Raw genomic sequence first — 17,007 nt, 5'->3', positions numbered from 1 at the left:
TTATGCGGCCCTCGTGTTCTTGCGGTTCAACTTGGCGATGTCGATCTTCTCGGGCGTCTGGGCCTCGTGCGGATGATCGGCGCCGCCATAGACGCGGAGGTTGCCCATCTGGACGCGGCCGAGCGGACCACGCGGGATCATGCGCTCGACGGCCTTCTCGAGCACGCGCTCGGGATGCTTGCCCTCGAGGATCTGGCGCGCCGTGCGCTCCTTGATGTGGCCGACATAGCCGGTGTGCTTGTAATAGGTCTTCTGCTCGCGCTTGCGGCCGGTGAGAACCGCATACTGCGCGTTGATGATGATGATGTTGTCGCCGCAATCAACGTGCGGGGTGTAGGTCGGGAGGTGCTTGCCGCGCAGGCGCATGGCGACGATGGTGGCGAGACGGCCGACGACCAGACCCTTGGCGTCGATCAGTACCCACTTCTTCGTCACCTCAGCCGGCTTTGCCGAAAAGGTTTTCATGTCAGAGTTTCCGTGGACGGGGAGCATCGGCGCGAACACCGCACCGGACTGGGCGGTTTTCTAAAGAACAGGGGCGCCGCGGTCAATGCCAAAAAGTTGAATTTATACGTTCAATATCAATTACTTACAAATATGGTACTAAGATACCCGTAAAAAGCTCAAACGTTTGGAATGGAATAGGTCGAGGTGACGTGCGCAATCGGATCGGGCGAGGTGCCGGACAACAGGTTCACCTCACCCACTGCCAGCCGCTTGCCGAGCTTGAGCAACCTCGCCTCCGCCAGCACGTCCTGCCCGGGCTGCCCCTTGCGCAGGAAGTTGATGTTGAGATTGGTGGTCACGGCGAGCCCGATCGGGCCGATCGCGGACAACAGCACCACGTACATCGCGAAATCGGCGAGCGCCATCAGTGTCGGGCCGGACACGGTTCCGCCCGGCCGCAGCATCCTTTCGCTGTAGCGCTGACGCAAAAGGCAGGCCTGACCGTCGGCGCTCTCGATCGTGATGTCGTCGCCGCTGAAGGCCTGGGGAAACTCGTTGCGGAGAAACTGCTCGAGCTCCGCCACGCTCATTTTCGCTAACGCCATGCTACCCCTCACCCTCGCTTCACGTCCCCTGTTACATTAAGTTATCTGCGTCATCCAATCGCAATAATCCAACCGGAAACGCTTTGATGTCCGTCCAGGCCGCCCGCGCCCCCTCCCCGCAACCACCGATCCTGCTGCGCGAGACCGTAGGCGCCATCGCGGTCCTGACCCTCAACCGCCCGGCCGCCCGCAACAGCCTGTCGGAGACGATGATCGCAAGCCTGCATGCCGAGCTCAACGAGATCCGCGACGACAAGGCCGTCCGCGGCGTCGTGATCGCGGCCAACGGTCCCGCCTTCTCCGCCGGCCACGACATGAAGGAGCTGACTGCGCGCCGCACTGACCCGGATCGCGGCCGTGCCTTCTTCGCCGAGATGATGACCGCCTGCAGCGCGATGATGCAGGCGATCGTGCACCTGCCCAAGCCCGTGGTCGCATCCGTCCAGGGCATCGCGACCGCCGCCGGCTGCCAGCTCGTGGCAAGCTGCGATCTCGCGATCGCCTCGGAAGCGGCGAGCTTCGCCACCCCCGGCGTCGACATCGGCCTGTTCTGCTCGACGCCGATGGTGGCGCTGTCGCGCAACGTGCCGCGCAAGCAGGCGATGGAGATGTTGCTGACGGGTGAGCCGATCCCGGCCGCACGCGCCCGCGAGATCGGGCTTGTCAATCGTGTCGTCGCCGCCGGCACCGAGCGCGACGCCGCCATTGCGCTCGCCGAACAGGTCGCGCTGAAATCCGCCTACACCGTCAAGCTCGGCAAGGAGGCGTTCTACCGCCAGGCCGAGATGAGCCTTGCAGACGCCTATCGCTATGCGGCAGAGGTGATGACCGAGAACATGATGGCGCGAGACGCCGAGGAAGGCATCGGCGCTTTCATCGAGAAGCGCACGCCGACATGGCGGGATGAGTGATCGCTCGCAATGACACCAAGAAAAGACAAGAGATGAACCACGACGCCTATCCCGACAATTACATCCGGGGCATCCTCAACAGCGTGAAGTCGATCGCGATGGTCGGCGCCTCGCCGGTCAACGTGCGGCCGAGCTATTTCGCGTTCAAATATCTGGCCCAGCGCGGCTACGACATGATCCCGGTCAATCCCGGCCATGTCGGCAAGGAGTTGCTCGGAAAACCCTTCGTCGCCTCGCTGTCCGACATCGGCCGTCCCGTCGACATGATCGACATTTTCCGCAACTCCAGTCACATCATGCCGGTGGTCGAGGAAGCCCTCACGCTCGATCCGCTGCCGATGGTGATCTGGATGCAGTTAGGCGGGCGCGACGATGCGGCGGCGCTGAAGGCGGAATCGGTCGGTATCAAGGTGGTGATGAACCGCTGCCCCAAGATCGAATATGGCCGTCTATCTTCGGAGATCTCCTGGATGGGCGTCAATTCGCGCACGCTGAGCTCCAAACGGCAGCCGGCGCCGACGCAGGGCATGCGGTTATCCCTCAATCGGATGAGCGTCGGCGGCGGCGACACCGCGGCATCGGATCGCGCCGCCAAAAACAAGACCGAGCAAAGCTGACGCAATTGCGAAGGTTTCATTTCGCAAACGCGACAATGCGTAGCACGATCGTTCTGATGTGAAGCCGCGCCTTGACGACAGCCGCGGCGCCAATCAGCATGCCGCGCGATTTCAGACCACGAGAACAGGACGCCCTCAATGAGCGATCGCCTTCCGGGATTTTCGACCCTCGCCGTGCATGCGGGTGCACAGCCCGATCCCACCACCGGTGCGCGCGCGACTCCGATCTATCAAACGACGTCGTTCGTCTTCAACGACGCCGACCACGCCGCCTCTCTGTTCGGCCTGCAGGCGTTCGGCAACATCTATACCCGCATCGGCAATCCCACCAACGCGGTGCTGGAAGAGCGCGTCGCGGCGCTCGAAGGCGGCACGGCCGCGCTTGCGGTGGCGTCGGGCCATGCCGCGCAGGTCGTGGTGTTGCAGCAATTGCTCCAGCCCGGCGACGAGTTCATCGCCGCGCGAAAGCTCTATGGCGGCTCGATCAACCAGTTCACACATGCGTTCAAGAGCTTTGGCTGGAACGTGGTGTGGGCCGATCCCGACGACATCGCGAGCTTCGAACGTGCGGTCACGCCACGCACGAAAGCGATCTTCATCGAGTCCATCGCCAATCCCGCCGGCAGCATCACCGATATCGAGGCGATCTCGACGGTGGCGCGCAAGGCCGGCGTACCGCTGATCGTCGACAACACGTTGGCCTCGCCCTATCTGATCCGCCCGATCGATCACGGCGCCGACATCGTCGTGCACTCGCTGACGAAATTTCTCGGCGGCCATGGCAATTCGCTCGGCGGCATCATCGTCGATGCCGGCACTTTCGATTGGTCGACCGGCGGTAAATATCCGATGCTCTCCGAGCCGCGGCCCGAGTATCACGGCATCCGACTCCAGGAGACATTTGGCAATTTCGCCTTCGCTATCGCCTGCCGCGTGCTCGGCCTGCGCGACCTAGGCCCCGCGCTGTCGCCGTTCAACGCCTTCATGATCCTCACAGGCATCGAGACATTGCCGCTGCGCATGCAGAAGCACTGCGACAATGCGAAAGCGGTCGCCGAATTCCTCGCCGGCCATCCGGCGGTGGCCTCGGTGAACTATGCGGGCCTTGCAAGCGACAAGTACAACCGGCTCGCGCGCAAATACGCGCCGAAGGGTGCCGGCGCCGTGTTCACCTTCAGCCTGAAGGGCGGCTACGATGCCGGCGTCAGCCTGGTGTCGAAGTTGCAGCTGTTCTCGCATCTGGCCAATGTCGGCGACACCCGCTCGCTCGTCATCCATCCGGCCTCGACCACGCACAGCCAGCTCGACGATGCCGCCAAGGTCAAGTCCGGCGCCGGCCCCGACGTGGTGCGGCTCTCGGTCGGCATCGAGGACAAGGAAGATTTGATCGCCGATCTGGAACAGGCGCTGGGCGCGTAGCATCACCGTCATTCCGGGGCGCGCGACAGCGCGAACCCGGAATCTCGACGTCGCATCATAAGCTCTAGATTCCGGGTTCGGTGCTTCGCACCGCCCCGGAATGACGGCAGCCGTTTTGGCCGCCGCCAGTTAACGGTCATTAACCATATCTGCCGCATACATCGTCACTGGATCGCCCTTTTGATTCGGAGCCGACGATGCTGCGCTGGATGGTGCCTGCCCTTGCGGCGATGCTGACGGTCTCAGCTGCGATTGCCGCCGATTTGCCGGCCACGCCGAAGCGGCGGGCCGCCGCTCCGCCGCCGGAGCCGCCGAAGGTCTATGTCGAGACCGATCCGGACGCGCTGATCTCGCCGGCCTATGGCATCGGCAGCTACATTCGCAACCTGCCGGGTACGCCCCTGCTGCCGGGCGCCCATACGCTGCCGGGCTATTACGGCCGGCCGTGGGATTACGATTATCAGGGCTCGTACTACGGCGGGAAGCAGGTCGATTATTTCTGGCGCCTGCCCTACTCGTGCGGCATCTACGGCTATTGCTGATCAGCTGGGCTGATAGTGATCAGCCGACCTGACCGACGGGAACCGCGCGCGGCTGCGCTTCGGTTGAGCCACGCGTCACGAGCCGCTCTGTCTGCATCACCGCAAGCGTCAGCACCACGATCGCGACCGCCTGATGCGCGAGCGCGAGATCAATCGGCACCTGGTTGAGCAGCGTGAGGATGCCGAGCACTCCTTGCAGGCTTACCGCGCCCAACAGCAAAAGCGCGCCGCTTGCCGCAGGCCCTGCGCGTGAGCGGACCGCATCGAACGCGTGCCACGCCGCCAGCGCGAACAGCGCATAAGCCGTCATGCGGTGCTCGAACTGCACCGTCAGCACGTTGTCGAACATGTTGCGCCACCACGGCGTCTCGAACCACAGCCGCTCCACTGAGGGAATGAACGCGCCGTCGATCTGCGGCCAGGTGTTGTATGCGCGGCCGGCGCGCAGGCCCGCAACCAGCGCACCGAAATAGATCTGGATAAAGGTCACGACGAGGAGCAAGGCGCTCGTGAAGCGCAGCCGCGCAGATGCTGCGATCTGCGGACGCTCGCCGAGCCGCCGCACCGTCCAGACGATGCCGGCGAAGATCAGGAGCGCGAGCACAAGATGCGTCGCCAGCCGATATTGCGACACCTCGACACGTTCAGACAGCCCCGAGGCCACCATCCACCAGCCCACCGCGCCCTGGAGCCCGCCGAGCCCGAACAACAGCCACAGCCGCCGCTTCAACTCACCGGACAGGCCGCCGCGCCAGAGGAAGAACAGGAACGGCAACAGATAGGCCGCGCCAATGAAACGGCCGAGCAGCCGGTGGCTCCATTCCCACCAGAATATCTCCTTGAACTCGGACAGGCTCATGCCCGCGTTGAGCTCGCGATATTGCGGGATCTTCTTGTAGGCCTCGAAGGCCGCCGTCCACTGCGCTTCCGAGAGTGGCGGCACGCTGCCCGTGACCGGCTTCCATTCGACGATCGAGAGCCCGGATTCCGTCAGCCGCGTCGCGCCGCCGACCAGGACCATCAGCGCGATCAGCGCAGCGACGGAGATCAACCACCAGCGCACGGCGCGATGCGGCTCGGACGGGGCGGAAATCGTCGTCATTCGAGGCAAAAACCAGAGCTTGAACCGGACTGCGTGCCCCTTATAGTCCCCCGCTCCCGCAGCGCAAGTTACGCGAAAGCCGCAGTATTCCGTCATGACGATCCGCACCCGCAAGTTCCTCGGCACCATCCTGCTCCTGGTGCTCGCCACCGTCTGGGCCCTGCTCGGCATGGCGCTGGCGCAGATGCCGTGGATCGCCGAGTCCGGCTGGCGGCAGGCGATCTACTACGTGGTGGTCGGCATGGGCTGGGTGCTGCCGGCGATGCCGATCGTGAGCTGGATGCAGCGGCCCGACCGGGCCAAGTCGAGTTCGTAGCGCTTCTAGTTCGTAGCAGTGCCGGTCGGCTTCACCGGCGCAAAGGCCGTGCCCGACACCAGCACCCGCATCATGCGCAGCGAGCGCACCCGGCCATCCCAGGAAATGCGCGGCAGCGCGCGCAGATTGGTGCGTCCCTCCGCATCCACGACGCCCGGGATCGTCGACACCGCGCTGGCAAAGCCGGCCTCCTCCGCCATGACGACATGGCTGCGCCGGAACGAGGCGCGATCGCCGAACGGAAAGGCGAGATGCCGGATATCGCGATGGAAGGCCGCTTCCGCCACCGCCTTGCCCATCGTCATCTCGCGCAGCGCGGCTGCATCCTTCATGTTGGCGAGAACGGGATAGTTCACGGTCGCACTGCCGATCGTCACCAGCGGATCGGCCGCAAGCCTCGCCAGATCCTCCCAATTCATCGATGCCTCGCGTGAGAGCGCGGCAAGGTCGATGCGGTAGCGCGTGCAGAGGTCTGCGATCGCAGCCGACACATCCGCCGGCGGCAGCGAGCGCAGCCAGGCCTCGACGAACGAAAACAGCGCCTGCTTCTCGGCATTTTCAGTAACGGTGAAGCGTTGCTCCTTCTCGCCCATCATCAGGCTGACACGGCTCTCGCGCGCGATCACCTGTTCGAGTCCGAGCCACCAGGCCTCTCCGACGCCATCGGGGAACGCCGTGGGCACATAGATCGTGAAGGGCACGGCGTGGCGCGCCAGCACCGGATAGGCGAAGTCGATCAGATCCTTGCAGGCGCCGTCGAAGGTGAGTGCCACGAAGCGCCGGTGTTCCGGCAGCGTCACCGCGCGCCGGCAGACCTCGTCCATGCCGCAAAAATCATACTTCCACCGCTTCAGCGCGCGAATGGCGCGATCGAGGAAATGCGGCGTGATCTCGTTCTCGCGCAGCGGCTGAAACCCGCCGCGCCGCCGCGGCCGCACATGCGCAAAGCGCAGGATGGCGCCGGCACCACGACTGCGCAGCGCAGCCTGGCCCGTGAACCAGGTCAGCTCAAGGCGCAGCCGCTCCAGCCATCTGTCGTCGGATGCCAATATCCCACCTCGCGCCCGGGATCCATTCGCTCTCCTATAGTCATTACCCTTTGTTGACATTTCTTTGCAAAGGTCGGCCACAGGCCGAATTACGCATATTTTTGATTTCTCGACAGGTTTCGCGAATGACCATGGCTGCCGCGATGCAAAGCCGGACGGCAGAAGCGCCAGCGCGGTCGAAAGCGAGCCGTATCGCGCATGTCGATATCGTCACCGATCTCGGCGCGGCCGAGGCCGTCTGGCGCGCCTTCGAGCAGCCCGGTCACCTCTTCACGCCCTATCAGCGATTTGATCTGCTGAGTCCCTGGCAGCGTCTGGTCGGCGAGCACGAACGCGCCCGCCCATTCATCGTCATTGCCCGCGACGCCGAGCATCAGCCGCTCCTGCTGCTGCCGCTCTCACTGCGCCAGAACCACGGCGTGCGCACGGCCTGCTTCATGGGCGGCAAGCATACCACTTTCAACATGGGCCTGTGGAACGCCGGGTTTGCAGCGCAGGTCGCCAGCGCCGATCTCGACGCGCTGCTCGCGCCGCTGCGCGAGCATGCCGACGTGCTCGCACTGACGCAGCAGCCGCTGCACTGGCACGACCAACAGAACCCGTTTGCGCACCTGCCGCGCCAGACCGCGATCAACGGCTGCCCGCTGCTCGCGATGGAGCCGGGCGGCCCGCCGGCATCGCGGATCAGCAATTCCTTCCGCCGCCGCCTCAAGAGCAAGGAGAAGAAGTTCCAGGCGCTCGCCGGCTATCGCTATCACCTGGCGACCACCGACGCGGACATCACCCGCCTGCTCGACTGGTTCTTTCGCGTCAAGCCGGCGCGGATGGCCGAACAGAAGCTTCCCAACGTCTTCGCCGAGCCCGGCGTCGAGCAATTCGTCCGCAGCGCCTGCCTTGCGCTCCGCGGTGAAGGCCGCGTCATCGACATCCACGCGCTCGAATGCGACGACGAGGTGATCGCGATCTTCGCCGGCGTCGCCGACGGTCAGCGCTTCTCGATGATGTTCAACACCTACACGATGTCCGAGCACGCCCGCTACAGCCCCGGGCTGATCCTGATGCGCTACATCATCGACCGCTGCGCCGAGCGCGGCTACCGCTCGCTCGACCTCGGCATCGGTTCGGACGAGTACAAGCGGATGTTCTGCAAGGACGACCAGGACATCTTCGACAGTTTTGTTCCGCTAACGTCACGCGGAAAACTCGCGGCGATGGCGATGTCCTCGCTGAGCCACGGCAAGCGGCTGGTGAAACAGAACCAGATGCTGTTCGACCTCGCGCAGCGTTTGCGACGAGCGTTCGGGTAATCTGCCTTTGCCTACGCCGCCACGACGCGCGGCACGTCCCTCGCGTCCGACGGCTGCACCGGCCTGCTCAGCATCGTCACCTCGCGGAAGCCGACTGCGCTGAGCTGCTCGCACATCAGCGCGCGCGCATCCGGCGCCATCGACATATCGGGCACCACGACGGCGCGGGCATTCGCCGTCAGGAGCTCAGCCGGAAGGTCGGAGGCGCTGCCGGCATCGAGCAGCACGTGGTCGTAGGCGCGCAGCAACGCGTCGATCGCGAGCGTCACTCGGGGCGACTGCAACAGGCTGCGATCGAAGCCGGGACGGCCGGCCATGACCAGATGCAACCGCGAGAGCTTGTCCCGGGTGATGACTTGCGCGAACGACGCCTCGCCCTGCATCAGTTCGGCAAGGCCGGGCGCGGAGGCATCGACGGACACGGCGGCCATGGTCGGCGAGGACGCGGCGAGATCGACCACGACGACCCGCGCGTCGCGCGCCAGATGCCGGGCCAGGGTCAGCGTCGACAGCGTGATGGCTTCGCCGCTTGCGGTGCCGAGCACCGTGACTTTCTTCGCCTTAGCCCCGGCGGCGCGCAGGCTATCGGCCAGATGCTCGATCTCCGCGAATTCGCTGACGTCAGCATCGGCCGTCATCTCCGGCTGAAGCGGCGCAGGTTCTGCCGTGACCGGATCGACGATCGGCTCGACGACCATCGGTTGGGCAACCGATTCATAGCGCGCCGGCGCCGGCGTCCGCGTTTGCGTTTGCGTTGACGCGAACACCGCTACCGCACGGGGCGCGGTCTGGCGCAACAGCTCTCCGGTGACGACGACGCCGGACGAGAGCAGCAGCGTCGCGATCGTCGCGATCAGCACGATCGGCAGCTTCTTCGGATAGGCCGGCATGTTCGAGACGATGGCGCGCGAGATGATGCGGCCATCCGTCGGCGCGGTGTCGATGGTCTCGCGGGTGTTCGCCTCGCGGTACTTGGCGAGGTAGGTCTCGAGCAGGTCGCGCTGCGCCTTGGCCTCGCGCTCGAGCGCCCGGAGCTGCACGTCCTGGCCGTTGGTCGACGTCGCCTGCTTCTTGAGCTGATCGAGATTTGCCGACAATTCCTGAACGCGCCCGCTGGCAGCGCGCGCATCGTTTTCGAGCGTGCGGGCAAGCTTGGCAGCCTCGTCGCGGATCTGGGTGTCGAGGTCGGCGAGCTGCGCCTTCAATTCCTTGATGCGCGGGTGGTTGCCAAGCAGCGTCGACGATTGCTCGGCGAGCTGGGCCCGCAACGCCACGCGCTGCTGGGAGGGCGTGCGCATCGATTCCGAGTTCAGCACTTCCGACGACTCGATCGGCTTGCCGCTCTGTATCATCTCGCGGATCATGCGCGACTTGGACTCGGCATCGGCCTTCAAGGCGCGCGCATTGTTGAGCTGGGTGTTGATCTCGCCCATCTGCTGGTTCGACAGCGTCGTGTTGTTGGTGCCGATGAACAGGCTCGACTTGGAGCGGAATTCCTCGGCCTTCGCCTCGGCCTCGGAGACATTCCGTCGCAGCTCGTCGATCCTGCCGGCATACCATTGGCTCGCGTTCCGAGCCTGGTCCTGACGCGCGTCCTGCTGGAGCACCAGATAGCCGTCGGCGATCGAATTGGCGACGCGCACGGCGAGATCGGGATCGGCAGACTGGAATTCGATGACAATGACGCGCGACTTGTCGACGGCGTAGGCCTGGAGGCGCTCGTAATAGGCGTCCAGCACGCGCTCTTCCGGCGTCATCGAGAACGGATCGCGCCCGATGCCGACCAGTGCCGCAAGCGACTTCAGCGGCGAAATGCCTTGCAGCACGGGATCGAACTCGGGCCGTTCCGCAAGCTTGTTCTTCTTGATGATCTCGCGCGCGAGATCGCGCGACAGCACGAGCTGCACCTGGCTGGTGACGGCTTCGGCGTCGAGTGCCTGCCGTTCCTCGGCGCGATCGCTGTTGGGGCGCAGAAACACGTTCTCGCGGCCGTCGATCAGGATGCGGGATTCAGACTTGTAGCGCGGCGTGACGAGATTGACGATCGCGAGGGATGCGACGAGCGCCAGCACCGTCGGCACGATGATCCAGCCGCGCTTGCGCGCCAATGCCGCGCCGAGCGCGTGCAGGTCGATGTCGCCGGATTCGACTGGCGCCGGCCTCGGAGCAACGGGCGCAGGCTTTGCTTCAATCCTGGGCTCGAGTTCGGCCCGCTTGGCTTCGGCCTTCGAGACAGCCCGCTCGACCACCGCCTTGTCCTTGCCGGCACGCCAGAACGCTAAACGCATCGAACACTCCCGCAGGGCAACGCCACGAACCTACCTCAACCGGGGCGATTACACTCCATTAAGGTTGCCGCTGGGTTAATCGCGACGTCCGGCAGCTCGCGCAGGCGCGTCGGTCACCGTTTGTTAACCACGAGGGCTCTTAATCCGTCTCGATATTTCGTGAGATTGTTCGAGCATTCGCCGTCGAGCGCTGGTTTTGATCATGGCCCCCTCTCCCGACCAGCCGCTTCGCATCCTGCACGCCGTGCGCGCTCCGGTCGGCGGAATCTTCCGCCACATCCTCGACGTCGCCAATGGCCAGGTCGACCGTGGCCATCATGTCGGCATCCTCGCCGACAGCCTCACTGGCGGTGAGCGCGCCGACAAGGCCCTTGCCGAGCTCGCACCGCGGCTGAAGCTCGGCGTGCACCGGATGGCGATCCGCCGCGAACCGTCGCCCGACGATGTCCTGGTCTGGCTTCGCTTGCGGCGCCTGATCGCCACGCTCAAGCCCGACGTCATGCATGGCCACGGCGCCAAGGCCGGCGCCTTCATCCGCATGCGGCGGCGCGCCGACGACGCCATCCGCATCTACACCCCGCATGGCGGCTCGCTGCATTATCCCCTCAACACCCTCAAGGGCGAGTTTTACGCGCGGCTCGAGCGTACGCTGATGAGCGCGACCGACCTGTTTCTGTTCGAAAGCGCGTTTGCCCGCGACACCTATCAGCGCATCGTCGGCACGCCGAAGGGCGTGGTGCATTGCGTCTTCAACGGCGTGACGCCGGAAGAATTCGAACCTGTTATCATTGCCGACGACGCCACCGACCTCGCTTATGTCGGTGAGTTCAGGCACATCAAGGGCGCCGATCTGCTGGTCGAGGCGGTGGCGCGCCTGCACGAGGGCGGCAAGAAGGTCACACTGACGCTCGGCGGCGATGGCGAGGAGACCGCGGCGTTGAAGGCGCAGGTCGAGAGGCTCGGCCTCTCCAGCGCCATCCGTTTCATCGGTCACGTCAAGGCGCGCTACGGCTTCTCCAAGGGGCGGCTGCTGGTCGTTCCCTCGCGCGGCGATTCCATGCCCTATGTCGTGATCGAGGCCGGCGCCGCCGGCATTCCGATGATCGCGTCCAAGATCGGCGGTATCCCCGAAATCTTCGGCGCGGAGAACCCCGCCCTGTTCGCGCCGAGCAACGCGGAGGCGATGGCGGAGGCGATTGCGGCCGCGCTCGACAATCCGCAGGGAACCGCGCAGCGCGCCTTGTCCCTTCGCGAGCGCATCTCCGCGCATTTCTCCCAACAGGCGATGGTCGACGGCGTGCTCGCGGGCTACCGCGACGCATTTACCAATCATTAACCATCCTTAAGGCCGCTTTAGAGAATCTTCCGATTTGTCCGTTAGTCCAAAGGCCAGGGGATGCTCGCCTGGGGCGCAAGGACGCGGCCCGCGGGTTTTTTGGAATGGACGTGGACGCCCGTGGAACCGCTCAACGCACGCTCGATGCTCGATGCCGCGACCAGCGCCGCGGCGAAGCCGGCTGACCAGCCCTTTGTGGAGCGCCGCCAGCGGCTCTCGCCCGCCGCGCTCGACGTCGTCAACCAGAAGGTCGCCCGCGCCTATTCACCGATCGTGATCACCGGCTTCGTGCGCCTCGCCGATTTCGCGCTGCTGAGCCTCGTCGGCATCGCACTCTATCTCGGCTATGTCATGCCGCTCGCCGGCTCCTTCAGCTGGATTTATCCCGCGCAGATCATCGCCGTCGCGGTCTCCGCCGTGATCTGCTTCCAGGCCGCCGACATCTATCAGGTGCAGCTGTTCCGCGGTCAGCTCCGGCAGATGACGCGGCTGATCTCCTCCTGGTCGTTCGTCTTCCTGCTGTTCATCGGCATCTCCTTCTTCGCCAAGTTCGGCAGTGAAATATCGCGGCTGTGGCTTGCCGCCTTCTACTTCCTCGGGCTCGCCGCGCTCGTCTGCGAGCGTCTGGTGCTGCGCTCGCTGGTGCGCGCCTGGGGGCGCGAGGGCCGGCTCGACCGCCGCACCATCATCGTCGGCTCCGACCGCAACGGCGAACAACTGGTCGAGGCGCTGAAAGCGCAGGAGGATTCCGACATCCACGTGCTCGGCGTGTTTGACGACCGCAACGACAGCCGCGCACTCGACACCTGCGCCGGCGCGCGCAAGCTTGGCAAGGTCGACGACATCGTCGAGTTCGCCCGCCGCACCCGCGTCGATCTCGTGCTGTTCGCGCTGCCGATCTCGGCCGAGACGCGCATCCTGGAGATGCTGAAGAAGCTCTGGGTGCTGCCGGTGGACATCCGTCTCTCCGCGCACACCAACAAGCTGCGCTTCCGTCCCCGCTCCTATTCCTATATCGGCGAGGTGCCGACGCTGGACGTGTTCGAGGCGCCGATCACCGACTGGGACCTGGTGATGAAATGGCTGTTCGACCGCGTCGTCGGCAGCCTCGCGCTGCTCGTGGCCTTGCCGGTGATGGGATTGGTGGCGCTGGCGGTGAAGCTCGACAGCCCCGGCCCCGTGCTGTTCCGCCAAAAGCGCTTCGGCTTCAACAACGAGCGCATCGACGTCTACAAGTTCCGCTCGATGTACCATCATCAGGCCGATCCGACGGCCTCGAAGGTCGTGACCAAGAACGACTCGCGCGTCACCCGCGTCGGCCGCTTCATCCGCAAGACCAGCCTCGACGAGCTGCCGCAGCTCTTCAACGTGGTCTTCTCCGGCGATCTCTCTTTGGTCGGCCCGCGTCCACATGCGGTGCAGGGCAAGCTCCAGAGCCGCCTGTTCGACGAAGCCGTCGACGGCTATTTCGCCCGCCACCGGGTCAAGCCCGGCATCACCGGCTGGGCCCAGATCAACGGCTGGCGCGGCGAGATCGACAATGAAGAGAAGATCCAGAAACGCGTCGAGTTCGACCTCTATTACATCGAGAACTGGTCGGTGCTGTTCGATCTCGTCATTCTGCTGAAGACACCGATCTCGTTGCTGACCAAAAACGAAAACGCGTATTGAGTTTCCGTCATGCCCCGGCTTGACCGGGGCATCCAGTACGCCGCAGCGCCAGCCGTTTCCTGCAATGCGCGCCGCGGAATACTGGATCGCCCGGTCAAGCCGGGCGATGACAGCTGTGTTTGTGGTCTACCAGTTGCGTAAACGTATGAGCATGTGATGGCGTATGCGGCAACAGCCGGGGAGATGAATGCAGCGGTTCGCGCTGCGCCCGGCGTGCTGGCCCTCCAGCGCGCGCTGGTATGGCTGGTCGGCGCCTCCGGCGCGATCGTCTTCATCGAGCCGAGCCCCTACGAGATCGTGACGCTGCTGGCCACCGTCACCTTCTTCGCCACCGGCCTGCGTCTGCGGCTCGCCCTGATGCCGCTGGTGCTGATGCTGGTCCTGCTCAATGTCGGCTACACGATCAGCGCGATTCCGCTGTTTGAACAGTCCGAGGTCGTGAGCTGGATCGCGACCTCCTGGTACATGGCGGTGACGGTCGTGTTCTTCGCGATGATCACGTCGGAAGACACCGCGGCCCGGCTCGACATGCTCCGCCGCGGGCTCGTGGTCGGCGCGATGGTCGCCTCACTGTCGGCGGTCGCCGGCTACTTCCACCTGGTTCCCGGCGGAGACGACCTCTTCACACTGTACGGACGCGCGCGCGGCACCTTCAAGGACCCGAACGTGCTCGGCGCCTTCCTGATCCTGCCGGCACTGTTCTCGCTCCAGAGCGTGGTTTCCGACAAGCTCGGCAAGGCGTTCCGCAACGTCATCGCCTTCGGCATCATGTCGCTGGCGATCCTGCTCGCGTTCTCCCGCGCCGCCTGGGGCGGGCTGGTGCTGACATCCGCCTTCATGCTGGCGCTGATGGTGCTGACCAGCCGCACCAACGCGCAGCGCTCGCGCATCATCGTCATGGCGATCCTGGCCGCGGTGCTGGGCCTCGCGCTGATCGCGGTGTTGATGTCGTTCGATTCCACCGCCGAGATGTTCAAGCAGCGCGCGAGCTTCGACCAGAGCTATGACGAAGGCCGCTTCGGCCGGTTCGGCCGGCACATCCTGGGAGCGGAGATGGCGCTCGACCTGCCGTTCGGCATCGGCCCGCTGCAATTCCACCGCTTCTTCCCCGAGGACACCCACAACTCCTATCTCAACGCCTTCATGTCGGGCGGCTGGCTGTCCGGCATCTGCTATCCCGCGCTGGTCTTCACGACCGTCATCATGGGTATCAGGCACATCTTCGTCCGGGTGCCATGGCAGCGCGCCTATCTCGCGGTGTTCTCCGCCTTCGTCGGCACCGTCGGCGAAAGCTTCGTGATCGACACCGACCACTGGCGGCACTTCTGGATGATGCTGGGCGCGATGTGGGGCATGATCGCGGCTGCACAGATCTACAGGATCAAGGCTGCCGACGAAGCTTCTTCAGCTTGAGATCGGGGCGCTTCTCCGGCGGCGTATCGAGCAGGCCCTTCAGCGCCGCGGTCGCCGCCAGCACGCCCTTGTAGCCCTCATTGGCGAAGCGCAGCAGCAGGCGCAATTCCTGGTCGGAATAGCCGCCAAAAACCTTCTCCATCGCCTGCTGCATCGGCACGTAGAACTGACCGACCCTTTCTATCGCCTCCGGCACGACGGCAATGAAGACCTTGCGGCGATCGGCATCGTCGCGTTCACGACGCACCAGCCCCGCCTTTTCGAGCCGATCGACCACGCCGGTGATGGCGCCCGTCGTCAGGCCCGTGACTTCGGCGAGCCGGCCAGCGGTGACACGGCCTTCGAGATACAGGATGTCCATGCATTCCAGGTCGGAATTGGCAATTCCGGCAACGTTCGCAACGGTCTGGCCATAGAGGACGCCCTGCGCGGACGACCTGCGCATCGCCTCCTCGAGCTCCTGCAGCAGCGCAGCGCGCGCCTTCGTCCTTGACAAGGTCGGCCTCATATCTTAGTCGATATATATCTTAGTTACTAAGAGATTTAGCAACCGTAATTCTCCTAGCACCACGGAAACGTCGGGAGCAAGCCATGTCCTATCGTCCCCGCAAGGCCCTGATCATCGGCGCCGGCATCGCCGGGCCCGTGGCAGCGATCCTGCTGCGCCGCGCCGGCATCGAGTCCGCGATCTACGAGGCCTGGGCGGGCATCCAGTACGCCGCGGCCTCTCGATTCAATCAGTGCCGTCTCTGGAATACTGGATCGTCCGGTCAAGCCGGACGATGACAGGCAAGTGACCGCCTCTACTTCTCCACCGCAAACGTCAGCCCGGCGTGATCGACCAACCGCTTGATCAGCTTGTGCTGCATCGCCGCGCCCGGCGTCCAGAAGCCGGCTGGCACGTCTGTCGTGTCGCGCAGCATGCAGATGGCGCATTCGGAGATCATCTTCGAGGTCGAGCCGTAGCCGGGATCGCGGTCGCCGGTGACACCGGCGCGGACCGCACGGCCGTCGGGCGCGATCGCGACATAGAGCAGATCGAAGCGACCGTTCTCCCGCTCCTCCTTCGATGGCCCCTCGCCCGGCTTCGGCGCGTTCGGGCCGGTCTTCTCGGAATTGGCGGCCATCACGAGCTTGGCGTTGGCTTCGCCCTTCTCGCCGGGGCCGGTCAGGACCATCTCGTCGTAGACGAAGTCCTGGCCGTAGGGGAAGCCCATCAACATGTTGGAGCGATGGACGTTGCGGGTGTTGATCAGCGCCATCATGAACGGCGCGGCCCATGATTGCAGATCCTCCTCGAAGGCCGCCCTGTTTCCCTTCGGCTGCTTCGGACCGGTGAAGCCGGGCGTCAGCGCAAAGTGATCGTTGAGAATGGCGACAAGGCTGAGGTCCTTGGAGACCGCATCGAAGGTCGCCTTCGCGCTCGCCGCGGTGCCGCCCGAGAGCGTGCCGCGCATATCGCGCACGCGGCCCTTCACGCGCGCGGCGGGCGCGCCGAACACGCGCCTGGCCTCTTCCTGCACGAAGAACGCGCCGAGCTCGAACGGCACGGAATCGAAGCCGCATGAGAACACGATGCGCGCGCCGCTCTCTTTTGCAGCCGCCTCGTACTTGTCGATCATCTGCCGCATCCAGATCGGCTCGCCGCAGAGATCGAAATAATCCGTGCCGGTGGCGACGCAGGCGGCGAGCAGTTCCTCGCCATAGAGCTGATACGGGCCGACGGTGGTGATCACCGACATCGTCTGCTCCGCCATCGCCTTGAGCGAGGCCGCGTCGGATGCATCTGCGACAATCAGCGGCGTATTCCCGGGCGCGCCGACCGCGTCGCGCACCGACTTGAGCTTGCCGAGGCTACGGCCTGCCATCGCCCATTTGAGCGAATTGTCGCTCTTGTAATGCTGAGTCAGATATTCGGCGACGAGCTGGCCGGTGAAACCGGTCGCGCCGTAGACGACGATGTCGAATTTCGCAGAGCTCATGG

16 protein-coding genes and 1 pseudogene are annotated in these 17,007 nt (G+C 64.7%); 10 read left to right on the top strand and 7 right to left on the bottom strand.

Annotated features, from left to right (window positions below):
• Together rplM and JQ591_RS21850 are read right to left on the bottom strand one after the other, a co-directional pair.
• On the bottom strand, positions 1–465 hold the full coding sequence (rplM, locus tag JQ591_RS21855) for a 50S ribosomal protein L13 (protein WP_007603484.1): 465 nt from the start codon (positions 463–465) through the stop codon (positions 1–3).
• A gap of 158 nt (positions 466–623) precedes the next feature.
• On the bottom strand, positions 624–1,052 hold the full coding sequence (locus JQ591_RS21850; protein ID WP_211398048.1) for a PaaI family thioesterase: 429 nt from the start codon (positions 1,050–1,052) through the stop codon (positions 624–626).
• Positions 1,053–1,138: 86 nt separating this feature from the next.
• On the opposite strand from JQ591_RS21850, the gene JQ591_RS21845 reads away from it, so the two are divergent.
• The 4 genes from JQ591_RS21845 to JQ591_RS21830 all read left to right on the top strand — a co-directional run bounded on the left by JQ591_RS21845 (position 1,139) and on the right by JQ591_RS21830 (position 4,541).
• Positions 1,139–1,963 carry an enoyl-CoA hydratase gene (locus tag JQ591_RS21845; RefSeq protein WP_211398047.1) on the top strand — a complete coding sequence of 275 codons (825 nt, stop codon included), beginning with the start codon at positions 1,139–1,141 and terminating at the stop codon, positions 1,961–1,963.
• A 32-nt stretch (positions 1,964–1,995) separates the two neighbouring features.
• Entirely contained in the window at positions 1,996–2,580 is a 585-nt protein-coding gene (locus JQ591_RS21840) for a CoA-binding protein (RefSeq protein ID WP_211398046.1), read from the top strand.
• Between the two features lie 138 nt (positions 2,581–2,718).
• Complete coding sequence (locus JQ591_RS21835) at positions 2,719–3,999, top strand: O-acetylhomoserine aminocarboxypropyltransferase (protein ID WP_211398045.1); 1,281 nt, start codon at positions 2,719–2,721, stop codon at positions 3,997–3,999.
• 197 nt (positions 4,000–4,196) lie between these two features.
• Complete coding sequence (locus JQ591_RS21830) at positions 4,197–4,541, top strand: hypothetical protein (protein ID WP_211398044.1); 345 nt, start codon at positions 4,197–4,199, stop codon at positions 4,539–4,541.
• Between the two features lie 19 nt (positions 4,542–4,560).
• Here the strand turns inward: JQ591_RS21830 and JQ591_RS21825 are convergent, their stop codons facing one another.
• A complete protein-coding gene (locus JQ591_RS21825) occupies positions 4,561–5,643 on the bottom strand; it encodes a COX15/CtaA family protein (RefSeq protein WP_211398043.1) in 1,083 nt (360 codons plus the stop codon).
• 94 nt (positions 5,644–5,737) lie between these two features.
• Between JQ591_RS21825 and JQ591_RS21820 the strand changes: the two genes are divergently transcribed.
• Positions 5,738–5,959, top strand: a complete 222-nt coding sequence (locus JQ591_RS21820) for a DUF2842 domain-containing protein (RefSeq protein ID WP_007603477.1) — start codon at positions 5,738–5,740, stop codon at positions 5,957–5,959.
• Between the two features lie 5 nt (positions 5,960–5,964).
• On the opposite strand, the gene JQ591_RS21815 is transcribed toward JQ591_RS21820, so the two are convergent.
• Positions 5,965–7,008, bottom strand: coding sequence for a polysaccharide deacetylase family protein (locus tag JQ591_RS21815; protein ID WP_211398042.1), 1,044 nt, complete (start codon positions 7,006–7,008; stop codon positions 5,965–5,967).
• Between the two features lie 125 nt (positions 7,009–7,133).
• On the opposite strand from JQ591_RS21815, the gene JQ591_RS21810 reads away from it, so the two are divergent.
• Positions 7,134–8,315 carry a GNAT family N-acetyltransferase gene (locus JQ591_RS21810; RefSeq protein WP_211398041.1) on the top strand — a complete coding sequence of 394 codons (1,182 nt, stop codon included), beginning with the start codon at positions 7,134–7,136 and terminating at the stop codon, positions 8,313–8,315.
• A gap of 11 nt (positions 8,316–8,326) precedes the next feature.
• Here JQ591_RS21810 and JQ591_RS21805 read toward each other — a convergent pair whose 3' ends face one another.
• Positions 8,327–10,603 carry a GumC family protein gene (locus JQ591_RS21805; RefSeq protein ID WP_211398040.1) on the bottom strand — a complete coding sequence of 759 codons (2,277 nt, stop codon included), beginning with the start codon at positions 10,601–10,603 and terminating at the stop codon, positions 8,327–8,329.
• 202 nt (positions 10,604–10,805) lie between these two features.
• Between JQ591_RS21805 and JQ591_RS21800 the strand changes: the two genes are divergently transcribed.
• From JQ591_RS21800 to JQ591_RS21790, 3 genes are all read left to right on the top strand, one after another.
• Complete coding sequence (locus JQ591_RS21800) at positions 10,806–11,939, top strand: glycosyltransferase family 4 protein (RefSeq protein ID WP_211398039.1); 1,134 nt, start codon at positions 10,806–10,808, stop codon at positions 11,937–11,939.
• A gap of 120 nt (positions 11,940–12,059) precedes the next feature.
• The gene (locus tag JQ591_RS21795; protein ID WP_211398038.1) at positions 12,060–13,610 is read left to right on the top strand and encodes an undecaprenyl-phosphate glucose phosphotransferase; all 1,551 of its coding nucleotides are present in this window, start codon (positions 12,060–12,062) and stop codon (positions 13,608–13,610) included.
• Between the two features lie 156 nt (positions 13,611–13,766).
• On the top strand, positions 13,767–15,023 hold the full coding sequence (locus tag JQ591_RS21790; protein WP_211398037.1) for an O-antigen ligase family protein: 1,257 nt from the start codon (positions 13,767–13,769) through the stop codon (positions 15,021–15,023).
• On the opposite strand, the gene JQ591_RS21785 is transcribed toward JQ591_RS21790, so the two are convergent.
• Positions 14,992–15,468, bottom strand: coding sequence for a MarR family winged helix-turn-helix transcriptional regulator (locus tag JQ591_RS21785; RefSeq protein WP_211398202.1), 477 nt, complete (start codon positions 15,466–15,468; stop codon positions 14,992–14,994). The two genes, JQ591_RS21790 and JQ591_RS21785, sit on opposite strands and share 32 nt — an antisense overlap.
• Before the next feature lie 146 nt (positions 15,469–15,614).
• Between JQ591_RS21785 and JQ591_RS35690 the strand changes: the two are divergent.
• Positions 15,615–15,725: pseudogene (locus JQ591_RS35690) on the top strand (NAD(P)-binding protein); the annotation flags it as partial.
• A 101-nt stretch (positions 15,726–15,826) separates the two neighbouring features.
• On the opposite strand, the gene JQ591_RS21775 reads toward JQ591_RS35690, so the two are convergent.
• Complete coding sequence (locus JQ591_RS21775) at positions 15,827–17,005, bottom strand: saccharopine dehydrogenase family protein (protein ID WP_211398036.1); 1,179 nt, start codon at positions 17,003–17,005, stop codon at positions 15,827–15,829.
• Between the last annotated feature and the right edge of the window lie 2 nt (positions 17,006–17,007).

This window comes from Bradyrhizobium canariense (assembly GCF_018130465.1).
GTDB lineage: Bacteria > Pseudomonadota > Alphaproteobacteria > Rhizobiales > Xanthobacteraceae > Bradyrhizobium > Bradyrhizobium canariense_C.
Note: the sequence above shows the minus strand (reverse complement) of the source record. Positions and strands in the feature narration are given on the sequence as shown.